Origin of the sequence: Devosia sp. (assembly GCF_017307565.1) — a bacterium.
Classification (GTDB): Bacteria; Pseudomonadota; Alphaproteobacteria; order Rhizobiales; family Devosiaceae; genus Devosia.
Map to the genome: position 1 here is coordinate 1 of NZ_JAFKHD010000456.1, position 10993 is coordinate 10993.

The 10993-nt window shown below is 59.1% G+C and carries 13 protein-coding genes and 1 pseudogene; 6 read left to right on the plus strand and 8 right to left on the minus strand.

The annotated features are described in order from the left end of the window. A pseudogene (locus J0I64_RS20150) lies at positions 1-221 on the plus strand (PTS fructose transporter subunit IIA); the annotation flags it as partial. Further along, a complete protein-coding gene (locus J0I64_RS20155; RefSeq protein WP_291411630.1) occupies positions 221-514 on the plus strand; it encodes an HPr family phosphocarrier protein in 294 nt (97 codons plus the stop codon). The pseudogene J0I64_RS20150 and the gene J0I64_RS20155, both read left to right, overlap by 1 nt. Positions 515-612: 98 nt before the next feature. Here the strand turns inward: J0I64_RS20155 and J0I64_RS20160 are convergent, their stop codons facing one another. Then, the gene (locus J0I64_RS20160) at positions 613-936 is read right to left on the minus strand and encodes a YARHG domain-containing protein (RefSeq protein WP_291411631.1); all 324 of its coding nucleotides are present in this window, start codon (positions 934-936) and stop codon (positions 613-615) included. 160 nt (positions 937-1096) lie between these two features. Between J0I64_RS20160 and J0I64_RS20165 the strand changes: the two genes are divergently transcribed. Beyond that, positions 1097-2020, plus strand: coding sequence for a VOC family protein (locus J0I64_RS20165; protein WP_291411633.1), 924 nt, complete (start codon positions 1097-1099; stop codon positions 2018-2020). A gap of 45 nt (positions 2021-2065) precedes the next feature. Beyond that, positions 2066-2611, plus strand: a complete 546-nt coding sequence (locus J0I64_RS20170) for a DUF924 family protein (RefSeq protein ID WP_291411635.1) — start codon at positions 2066-2068, stop codon at positions 2609-2611. Positions 2612-2728: 117 nt separating this feature from the next. Here the strand turns inward: J0I64_RS20170 and J0I64_RS20175 are convergent, their stop codons facing one another. Both J0I64_RS20175 and J0I64_RS20180 read right to left on the minus strand, forming a co-directional pair. Further along, on the minus strand, positions 2729-3991 hold the full coding sequence (locus tag J0I64_RS20175) for an aminopeptidase (protein ID WP_291411638.1): 1263 nt from the start codon (positions 3989-3991) through the stop codon (positions 2729-2731). Between the two features lie 467 nt (positions 3992-4458). Then, a complete protein-coding gene (locus tag J0I64_RS20180) occupies positions 4459-4659 on the minus strand; it encodes a hypothetical protein (protein WP_291411639.1) in 201 nt (66 codons plus the stop codon). A 343-nt stretch (positions 4660-5002) separates the two neighbouring features. Between J0I64_RS20180 and J0I64_RS20185 the strand changes: the two genes are divergently transcribed. Continuing rightward, entirely contained in the window at positions 5003-6799 is a 1797-nt protein-coding gene (locus J0I64_RS20185) for an ABC transporter ATP-binding protein (protein WP_291411641.1), read from the plus strand. Between the two features lie 42 nt (positions 6800-6841). Here J0I64_RS20185 and J0I64_RS20190 read toward each other — a convergent pair whose 3' ends face one another. Both J0I64_RS20190 and J0I64_RS20195 read right to left on the minus strand, forming a co-directional pair. Then, positions 6842-7390, minus strand: a complete 549-nt coding sequence (locus J0I64_RS20190; RefSeq protein ID WP_291411643.1) for a hypothetical protein — start codon at positions 7388-7390, stop codon at positions 6842-6844. Positions 7391-7559: 169 nt separating this feature from the next. Beyond that, positions 7560-8057, minus strand: coding sequence for a cytochrome b/b6 domain-containing protein (locus J0I64_RS20195; protein ID WP_291411645.1), 498 nt, complete (start codon positions 8055-8057; stop codon positions 7560-7562). A 488-nt stretch (positions 8058-8545) separates the two neighbouring features. Here J0I64_RS20195 and J0I64_RS20200 point away from each other — a divergent pair, with 488 nt between their 5' ends. After that, positions 8546-8830, plus strand: coding sequence for a hypothetical protein (locus J0I64_RS20200; RefSeq protein ID WP_291411648.1), 285 nt, complete (start codon positions 8546-8548; stop codon positions 8828-8830). A gap of 39 nt (positions 8831-8869) precedes the next feature. Here the strand turns inward: J0I64_RS20200 and J0I64_RS20205 are convergent, their stop codons facing one another. The 3 genes from J0I64_RS20205 to J0I64_RS20215 all read right to left on the minus strand — a co-directional run. Next, positions 8870-9481 (minus strand): hypothetical protein, encoded by a 612-nt coding sequence (locus J0I64_RS20205; protein WP_291411650.1) that lies wholly within the window; start codon positions 9479-9481, stop codon positions 8870-8872. A 6-nt stretch (positions 9482-9487) separates the two neighbouring features. After that, positions 9488-10681, minus strand: coding sequence for a DUF262 domain-containing protein (locus J0I64_RS20210; protein ID WP_291411652.1), 1194 nt, complete (start codon positions 10679-10681; stop codon positions 9488-9490). Between the two features lie 10 nt (positions 10682-10691). Next, the coding region (locus tag J0I64_RS20215; protein ID WP_291411654.1) for a DNA polymerase at positions 10692-10993 on the minus strand (302 nt) is incomplete at its 5' end.

The following is a 10993-nucleotide window of genomic DNA, read 5'->3' on the forward strand; positions in this document are numbered from 1 at the left end:
TTGTTCTCACCGATATGTTTGGCGGCACGCCGTCGAACCTGGCTATTTCGGTGATGCAAAACCGCAATGTCGAGGTGATCGCGGGCGTCAACCTGCCCATGCTGGTCAAGCTCGGCCGCGTGCGCGCCGATCTTGGCCTGGCCGAGGCCGTGGCGCTCGCTCAGGAAGCGGGCCGTAAATACATTACCGTGGCCAATTCCATTCTCGGGGGAGCCTCGTAATGGATGGCGATCGTGCCGTTGCGCAGCAGTTGACGATCGTCAACCGCAAGGGCTTGCACGCCCGTGCATCGGCACGCTTCGTGCGTACGGCAGAGTGCTTTGACGCAACTCTGCACGTCATCAAGGACGGCCAGTCGGTCAATGGCAATTCCATCATGGGCCTGATGATGCTTGGCGCGGGGCCTGGCTCGACCATTCTGGTTCAGGCCACCGGCAAGCAGGCCCGTGAAGCGCTGGAAGCCATTGTCGAGCTCGTGAACAACGGCTTTGACGAGGACAATGAAGGGGTTTGAGGCCTAGCCTCTCCCCTAAGCTGCACGCTGCCGCGGGAACGGCGCGGTGAAAATTCGGAAGCCTGAAACACAAAAGCGGCCGGCGGGGAACAAACCCCTCAATTGCAGCCGCGCGCTTTCTCCACCGAGGCGATGGCCGCGACGTTGTCGCGCTCGACGGCGTTGAGCTTCACCTGGCTCTGATTGGTGATCCAGCAGCCCTGATTGCCGAAGGCGTTCTTGGCGCGTTGAGTGGAGAAGCAATACCCGTTCTGCTTGTAGATCCAGTTGCGCACTTCCCAGAGCGACTGGCAGGACAATTGCTGCAGGTCCGCGCGCCTGAAATGATCGCTGTCATCGCAGCCGATGACTTCATAGCAATTGGCCATTGCGCTTGTCATGCCGGCGAGCAGAGCCAGCGTCACCACGAACCCTCTGAGCATGGTCATCCTCCTTGGATAGGTGGATGAAAGCACGGAAAGACTAAAGCGGGAAGACGCTCGATTGTTGTGCTGCGGGCGAACGAAGCCTTCGTCATCGTTTCCATAGAAGTCGAGATACCGGCGGCCTAGATTCAGGGCAGTTCAATTCAGGGAGGTCAGCATGATCGACACATCCGTACAGACCGTCGTCAAGTCCAAGCCCATCCTGCCTCTCACCACGACCCTGGGGCCGGTGCATCTTGCGGTGACCGACCGGGCGCGGGCGCTGGCCATCTGGCAGGACGTCGTCGGGCTCGACCTCATCGCCGAAACCGGCAACCAATTGCAGCTGGGTGCCGGCGGCAAGGTGCTGATCGTCCTCGAAACCGGCGCGGTGCGCCCGTCGGTGCCGCGCAGCATCGGGCTTTATCACGTTGCCATTCATGTGTCCCATCGCGTTGACCTGGCGCAGATGGCGGTGCGGGCGCTGCAGCGTAATGTTCGCATTTCGCCCACCGATCACCTCGTCAGCGAGGCCATCTATCTCTGGGACCTCGATGGCAATGGCATCGAGATCACCTTTGAAACGCCCTGGCGCGGCTCGCTCGGCGATCCGGAAAAGGGCGAGACCTATGCCCTGACCGCGGACGGAAAGGCGCATTCCGGGCGCGAGCCGATCGATCTCGACGGGCTTCTGGGCGAACTCGGGCCGAGCCCGGTGCTGGCCGCGCGCATGCCTGCCGGCACACGGATCGGCCATGTCCACGTGCATGTGAATGACCTCCACATGGCGATGGATTTTTATCGCGACGTCATCGGCTTTGCCGGCTTCCTGCTGATCACCTCCTTCGGCATGGGCGATGTCGGGCTCGACTACATGCCCCACACGATTGCCTTCAATATCTGGTCCGGACCCAATGCGGCGCTGCCGCCGGCGGGATCGGCTGGGCTACGCTGGTTCACCATTGCCGTGCCGGGCGCTGAGCACTTCGACGCGCTCCTGGCGCGGCTCGAAAAGGCCGGTGCGCCCATCGAGCGGCTGGACATGGGCGTCGAAACGAAGGATCCCTTCGGCAACCGGATTCGGTTGGTGCGGGTAAACTAAAGCCGCCCAGCCGCGTTTCGCTTCAAACTGGGCAAGGGGGAAGACATGCGCACAGCCGATGATGTCCTGAATTTCTGGTTCGTCGAGCACGGGCCGGAGGACTGGTTTGCCGGCAACGCCGAGTTCGACGCCAGGATTGCCGAGCAATTCACCCAGACCCATGCCCATGTCGCGCGTGGCGAAGCCTGGGAATGGCGCGCCACGCCATCGGGGCGGTTGGCCGAGATCATCGTGCTCGATCAGTTCTCGCGCCAACTGTTCCGCAATTCACCGCTGGCCTTTGCGCAGGACAAGATGGCGCTGGTGCTGGCGCAGGAAATGGTTGGGCAGGGGCTCGACATGACCTTCGCCCAGCCGCGTCGGGGCTTTATCTATCTGCCCTTCATGCATGCGGAATCGGCGGCCATCCAGTCAGCTTCGGTGCGCCTCTATGAGGCGCTCGGCGACGACAACCAGCTCAAATATGCGATTGCTCATCGCGAGACGGTCGATCGCTTCGGCCGCTTTCCCTTCCGCAATGGGCCGCTCGGGCGGCAAAGCACGACCGAAGAACTGGCCTATATGGAAGAGCACGCCGAACGGAAATTTTAGGCCCTCGGTCCCCTAGTCGCCGTCACCACCGGGCTTGTCCCGGTGGTCCAGGCGGAGGCGAGATGGATTGCCGGGGCAGGCCCGGTAATGACGAAAGAGGGGGTGGTGTGGGTGTTCCTAGAACGCCCACTCACCGCCGCGCATGACCGGCTCGCTCGAGCCATCGGCATGGACGCCGTCGATGTCGATCTTGTCCGAACCGATCATCCAGTCGATGTGGATCAGGCTCTTGTTGCCGCCCTGGGCAAAGATCTGGTCAGGCGAGAGTTCCTTGCCGCCTTCAAAACAGTCGGCATAGCACTGGCCCATGGCGATGTGGCACGAGGCGTTCTCGTCGTAGAGCGTGTTGTAGAAGAGGATCCCCGAGGCCGAGATCGGCGAGGAATGGGGCACAAGCGCCACTTCGCCGAGGCGACGCGCGCCTTCATCGGTGTCGAGCACCTTGTTGAACACGTCCTGGCCCTTGGTGGCTTTCAGCTCGACCAGGACACCGCCTTCAAAGCGCGCCTGGATGTTTTCGATCAGCGTGCCGTTGTGGCTGAGGGGTTTTGTGGCCGCCACGGTGCCTTCGACATGGAGGCGATGCGGGGTGGTGAACACTTCCTCGGTCGGAATGTTGGGATTGCAGGTTACCCCGTTCTTGGCTTCCGATGCGCCGCCCTTCCAGCGGTGACCGTCGGCAAGACCAATGGTGAGATCGGTGCCCGGGCCCTTATATTTTAGGGCAGAAAACTTCTTGCCGTTGAGCCAGGTCCAGCGGGCCTTGAGGTTGGCATTGTGCGCCTTCCAGGAGGCAATCGGATCATCCTGATCGACGCGCGAGGCCTTGAAGATGGCATCGGCGAGCTTTGCGACCGCAACCTCTTCGGGATCGTTCGGGAAGACCAGCTTTGCCCAGGCGGGGGTCGGGTAGGAGACGATGTTCCAGTTGATATCGAAGCCGGTGATCAACTCCAGCGCCGGGCGATAGGCGGCCGAATTGGCGCGGTTGGCGCGCGAGACCTTTTCCGGGTCCTGGCCGGCCAGCATCATCGGATTGTCGCCCGAAATGGCGAGGCGCGCGGCATTGTTTTTGTAGGCCTCGGCCATGCCCGAATAGAGCCAGCCGGCGGCGCGGTCGAAGCTCTTGTCATTGGCATATTTGTAGCGGGCAAGGGTCGCTTCCTCGTCCGAATAGATAGAGGTGACCAGACCCGCACCGGCCTTGTAGGCGTGCTCGGTGATGCGGCGCACGAGGGGCGCCGCGACCATCGGGGCGGTAATGATCAGGTCCTGTCCCTCGGCCAGCTGCAGGCCGACCTTGATGGCCACTTCGCCGAGCTTGTCGAGTTTGATGGGGTCGATGGGGGAATTGCTCATCGGGCGAATGCCTCTTCTCATTGATTCATTGGGACAAAGCCTATCCGCCCGAGGCGGGCGACGCCACCCCGCGGGAAACGCAAAATCTCTTGACCTGGATCAAGGTTGAGACGGCTCGGAGGGCCGATAGAGAGGCATCACCGCTGGAGGTTCAGATGACTTTTCTGCTCGCTGCCGTTCTCACGATCTTCGCCGCCTTTGCCGCCGCCATGGCCTATGCCGAGTTCCAGACCCGCGGAATCGTCGCGCCCGGCGGCAAGAAGCCCAACTAGAGACAGGGATTCCATACCGGCTCACGCGGCACCGACAACAGATCGTCGGTTGCCGCAACGAGATCACCCGCCAATTGCTCGCGCATCTTCGCCACTGTTTCACACACGGGTCGTCATCTGTGTGGATTGCTCGTAGCCGCCTGACTTTTGGCGATCGAGCGTTTCCCGGGTGATACCCCGAGTTGTGTTCCTGAGGAGAAATTCTTCTCACCCGGGCTATGGACGGCGCCAGGTTTTCATCGCCCGCCATTGGGGCAGGTCGCACAATTCTATCCCCTGCTGAATGCCGACATAGATGGGCCACAGGCAGAGAACAGTACCTTTTCCGGACTGATCGGCTTTGGGCACGCCGGGATCGGCACTGACCGCTGCAGTCGTTCCCGCCAGAATAGCCCACGCCAAAAGCAGCCGCCGCAAGGCTGTCTCCTCGGTGCATCACTGCGACGCCTTGCACGTCAGCACGCACAAAAACTATTGGCAAAGGCGAACGGTTTGGCTATCAACCGTTCACCGCTTCATTTTTGAACCATGGGAGGCGTTGCATGACAGCATTTATGTTCGCTTCCCCGTTTGGCAACGGCCGACCTTAGGTCCCTGCCAACCGCGGCCCGCCGTTTAGGCCTGCCGCCCGCGGTTTCTCTTTCTTTCCTTCTGCAGACCCGACCGGCCCGACAGGGTCATTGTCTCGACCGGTCAGTTTTGCGCCTTTCATAGTTCCCTTTGAGGAGCCGGCTGCCGGAGAACGGGGTCGGACTGCCAAATGAGTCGCAAGAAACTCGATTTTCGTGCCGACGCCTTTCGACAGGTACTCGGATTCACCTTCCGTCACTGGGCCAACCAGCCCAAGCGCATCGTCCTGATCGCCGGCCTTGTCATGGTCGCGACCATTGCCGAAGTGCTGGTGCCGATGTTTTCGGGCCGCATCGTCGATGCCATCAGTGGTGGCCAGGATACGGCGTTGAACGACGCCCTCAAGGCCTTCGCCATGGTGGCGGGCCTTGGCGTCACCAGTGTCGTGCTGCGCTTTTTCGTCTTTAACGGCATCATCAAGCTGACGCTCAAGATGATGGCGCAGATCGTCAATGACGGCTTCTACCGGGTGCAGCGCTTCTCGACCGACTGGCATGCCAACAGCTTTGCTGGCTCGACGGTGCGCAAGGTCACGCGCGGCATGTGGGCGCTCGATGCGCTCAATGACATCCTGCTCGTGGCCCTGCTCCCGAGCGTCGTCATGCTGGTGGGCGCTTCGATCCTGCTCGGTTCCTATTGGCCGGTCATGGGTCTCGTCGTGGCACTGGGCTCGGTTGTTTACATCACCTTCACCGTGCTCATGTCGGTGGGCTTCGTGGCTCCGGCGGCAAGCCTTGCCAATGCCTGGGACACGCGCCTTGGCGGTGCCCTGGCTGATGCGGTGAGCTGCAACTCGGTGGTCAAGGCGTTCGGTGCGGAAACGCGCGAAGAGGACCGGCTGCGCCATGTCATGTCCAAGTGGGATTCGCGTACCCGCCGGACCTGGCGCCGCGGCACGCTCAACGGCACCATTCAGGGGTTGCTCATGACCCTGATGCAGGCCGGCATTCTGGGCACTGGCCTCTATATGTGGACGATCGGGCTGGCTTCGGCCGGTGACATCACGTTCGTGCTTGCCATGTTCTTCGTTCTGCAGGGCTACCTGCGCGACGTGGGCATGCACATCCGCAACCTGCAGCGTTCGGTCAACGACATGGAGGAACTGGTCGCTCTTTCGTCCATGCCGCTTGGCGTCGACGACAAGGCAGGGGCCAAGCCGATTGCCATCGGCAAGGGCGCGATCAACTTCGATCACGTCACCTTCCGCTATGGCAGCCATCCGACCCCGCTCTATCGCGACTTCTCCGTCGCCATCCAGCCGGGCGAACGTGTCGGTCTCGTGGGTCACTCGGGTTCGGGCAAGACGACCTTCGTCAAGCTCATTCAGCGGCTCTATGACATCAATGACGGTGCCATCACCATCGATGGCCAGAACATTGCCGAGCATCAGCAGGCGAGCCTGCGCGGTCAGATCGCCATCGTGCAGCAGGAGCCGATCCTGTTCCACCGGACCCTGGCCGAAAACATCGCCTACGGCCGCCCCGAAGCCAGCCGTGCTGAAATCATTGCGGCGGCCAAGCAGGCCAACGCGCATGATTTCATTTCTGGCCTGCCCAAGCAGTATGAAACGCTGGTGGGCGAACGCGGCGTGAAACTGTCGGGTGGGGAACGCCAGCGCGTTGCCATCGCCCGGGCGTTCCTCGCCGATGCGCCGGTGCTGATCCTCGATGAAGCCACATCGAGCCTCGACAGCGAGAGCGAGGTGATGATCCAGGAGGCGATGGAACGGCTGATGGTCGGCCGGACGACGCTGGTCATCGCGCACCGCCTCTCGACGGTCCGCGCCCTTGATCGCCTGCTGGTCTTCGACAAGGGCATGATTGTCGAGGAGGGCAACCACGAGGCACTGATCCGCCTCCACGGCGGCATCTATCGCCGGCTGTTCGAACGGCAGGCGCTGGAACTGACCAAGGGCCTCGTCGCCTAGAAGCAAGAAGGCCCGCGGAGCGATCCGCGGGCTTTTTGCCCCTCAGACGACGTCCTCGACGGTAATCCCCAAACGCGGATCGCGCACCACCCGGATCTTGCGGCAATCGGAGCCGAAGTGCCGACGCGAGTCATTGGGATCAATCCGCTCGATGCGGCGGCGGTCGGGGCCGATATAATGTTGCGTCTCGACATAGAGAATATCGTGCCGCAGCTGCTCGTGGAGCTTGTGGGTCATATCCACGAAGTCATCGCTGGCGAACAGCACGTCGTCAAACCCCATTTGCACCAGTGGCACGATCTGATGGCGCGGTCCGTTGGTGACGAAACAGATGATCGGTGCGAACCGGCGGTATACGCTATCCGAGCTGCGCACGCCCTGGATGATCCGGTGCTTGGTGGCGTCGGGCACCTGTCCATGAATCAGGAAATAGGTCAGCCGGTCCTGCGGCTGATCCGCAAGCTCGGTGTATTTCGCCACCGAGCCGAAGCCGAGCCGCATCGCCAGAATGCCGAGCACGCCGGCGCTGGCCTCGTTCGGAGCGAAGATAACAATGCCGCAATCGGCGAGCATGTTGGCAGTGGTCGACAAATTCATAGCCTGTCTCCCGCAAGAAGGCGTGTAAGTCGTCGTCCAGTTCAGCATGCCGAAATTGTTTGAACTTCGGATTAATGCGTATTTGGTGAATTGGATCTAGTAAAAATCCGATCCTGTTCAGTAAGAGCGATAGAAATTCTGGAGCGTGATTTGATTTTGTCCGTCAGTTGCCGGGCCTGAACATGCGCATCAGCACGCCGCTGCGCAGCAAAAATTGCTGCACCAGCGCCCCGGCAATGTGCACTAGCACCAGCGCGATGAGCAGCAGGCGCAGCGGCCCGCCATGCACCAGCGCCGCACCCTGCACGCCGCCGAACCAGGCCACCAGCCCCGAAATCGGGATCAGGAACAGCAGCACATAAATGCCCCAGTGAACGGCGCTGGCGAGGAGGCCAAGCGCAGCCGGCTGCCCTGCCGGCGCTGGCGGCGCGCCATGGCGCAGGCGAATGACGAGGCGCACGGCGGCAAGGATCAGGACGGCACTGCCCACCACGATATGGGGCAGCGGATTGCCGGCCTCCGCCCCGCCCATGTGGCTCGCGCGCCAGGCCTCTTCGATGCCGTCATGCACGAGCAGTTGAAAGAGGATCAACGCAGCAATCAGCCAGTGCAGAATGATCTGGGCGCGCGAATAACCGGCGGAGGCAATGTTCTGGGACATGGGACGACGCTTTCCTTGGGGCCAGGGCGCGTGTCATGCGCCGCAAAACTAGAATTGCGGCAGAGCCAATCCGTTGCAAATGAAGCTTTGGACAGGTTGGCGCGCCGGACGGCCATTTCTGGCTTCCGGTTTTGAGCGGACCCCGGAGCGGCAATCGCCTCGGATGATTTTACATAGGAAGCGATAGCCGCTCCGGAGGCCGGGTTTTTGGACAGAGCCCACAGCACCTAGTTGAACGCTCGTCGCAAGGCGGCCGACTCCACGAACCCGCAGAGAAGGCGACCTCCCTGCGACCGGCTCCCCCCGCCACTGATCGCCTGCAGGCCGCTCGTGCGGGGTGGATGCGACGGAGAATACAACGGGCGCGATGGGCGGGGATAAACGGGACAAGTTTTTGCCGCTTAACCCTTCATTCACCATAAAACCGGCTTTCCGGAGCCGGTCTTGGGGAGATGCATTGTATTTATATCAAATACGAGGCAGCCCCGATGGCTTACCAAAACCCGATGCCCGACGCCCATATCGCCGAATTTTTGGACCTGGCGCGCTCGGCCAATGTCACCTTCGATATCACCGAAGATCGCCTGCACATGCGGATGGTCAATCCCATCTGGTCCATGTGGTCGCCCATCCGGCACCTGCTCGATGAGATCGGGCACGAGCGGATCGAAGCGTTTGTGCGGAGAGAGACGGCCGCGCGGCAGGCGGTGGAAAGCTGGAACGAGGCGAGCGTTGAGCGGCTGAAGGTGGCGGCGGAGGTTATGCGGGAGTGAAAATCCACCACTATACGTCCAAATGTCAAAGCGCCGAAATCATAGCAAATTCAGTAGATGCTCATCCAGTGTTTGCAGTTCCAGTATTAGCTGTCTCATGTTGGATGCCTCAGAACGAGGATCATTCAGTGAGTTGACCTTGCCTATGGACTTGTGTGCTACGTCGCCGCGCTGAACTCCCAGCCGGTCGAGCATGCCGTGCAATGCAGGAAACTCGTCCACAAGTTGAACGCCAGCGGAATACGCGAGAGACTTAATGTTGTCTCCCTTTACGCCATTATTGTCGGCCGCTTCTCTCTCTGACTTCTTCCGGCAGTCTTCTAAGTAGCTCCGCATATCCTGAGCAGTAGGTACTCGTTGAAGTATGTGCTGCGAGGTCTCATCTCTTGGTAGCCATCGGAGACCAAGGAAAAGCAGACACCTATTGGCTTTACCCGCAGCGACAAACGACGCAATACTTTCTTGAATGGTCTGTACGAACCGCTCTTCCAAGAAAGTCTCAATCTCGGAATGCGACAGCAGCTTGAAGGCAGCTATTTTATCTAGTTCGCTCTGTATCGGCCCGCGATCAAGCGGAATGTCGAAGTCTACAAACTCCTCCACCAACTCTTCAATTCTTGCTGAGAGATTTGAGTGCGCCTGGCTCGCCATGGAAGCCTACATATGGACCCGGTACGTTGCTTCTTCAAATTTACCACCTACTAGGTCTGCCAAAGTACGCCCCCAAGTCCTCATACGAGTTTCTACAGCACCAGTTGATTTGGTAGTTAATTCAATCGAGCGCTTAAACGCAGCATCCTCGGTGCACAGCTTTTGCAATGCGGCCACTACTTGAGGGGCCTTTGCAGCCGCGGCTTCGCCCACACGTTCGTCGGAAAAATAACGTATGATTGCGTCAAACAGGGCGCGGTTTATGCGCCTTTCAAAATTCTCTCCGTTCCATTTTCTGAAAATAGAGCGATCATCAAAAACTCTAGACGAATAATATAGGGAAACATCCAGTTTCTTAAGTGTCTCGTCTAGTTCGTTTTTTCTATTCTCCCAGGAACTGTTAAAGTATATAACTGGACGATCTAGGAAGTCTTTGAAATCACCCTCGTATAATTTGGGGTAACCTGTCTCAAAGGCGATGTACCTGAGCACGATTTCAGAATCGCGCATGCGGCGATCTGGAACTTTTATGCCAAGTACATTTTTTGCCTCGGCGCTATTTTCTAGATACGTGTCAATGTAGTTAAGCAACGGGCCGGGCTGAAGCGCTTTCCTCAACTCCTGTGGCGACAGGGGGAGGCTGCCACTATTCAATCGATCAAATATTACATACAAGAAATAATCAGATGGCCAGTTTCTTATAACGATTGTGCGGATAGAGGCATTTTCAAAAAAATTGGCGTCGTCGCCATTGGTGGCCTTGAGATCATCATAGCTCTTCCCGTTTAGATCTGTCCTGATATTAAGTCCGTTCAACTTTAACGGCTGCGTTGTTTCCTTCGACATGAAGTCGAATATGGTGGAAAGTCTCTGTTTTCCGTCAATTACTATGAATTTCCCGCGTCCCTCTTTGGACTCGGCCAGGACAATGTTTGGGATAGGCAAGCCAATTATCAGAGACTCAATCAGTTGGCTTCTTCTGGATGAGTCCCACGCGGACCGCCGCTGAAAGTCGGGGTCTAAATTTATATTGCCGCGCTCAATTTGCTGAACAATGGTTGCAACTGTCCAGTCCGTGTTAAACAGAACGGACTGAGAAGGATCACCCATTTTATTTCGGGGAAGGTCCTCCTCACTTTCCTGCTGGTCAAGGGGGGCGAGTTCTTCAAATTCTTCAAACTCGTCAATTTTTTCGGCCATCAGTAGTCCCCTAGTGCGCTTCGTCCCAATTCTTAGCTGCATGCGCATCGACTTGTATAGGCACGGTTAGCCGTACAGCCGGCTCCGCCGCGTTTTCCATCACCTTCTTGATGACCGGAATGGCCACCTCTTCCGTGCCTTCGGGCACCTCAAAAATCAGTTCGTCGTGGACCTGCAGCAGCATGTCGGCGTCGATTTTTGCTTTTTTCAGTTCCGGCTCCATGCGGATCATGGCGCGACGGATGATGTCGGCGGCAGAGCCCTGGATGGGGGCGTTGATGGAGGCGCGTTGGACAAAGCTGCGTTCGCTGG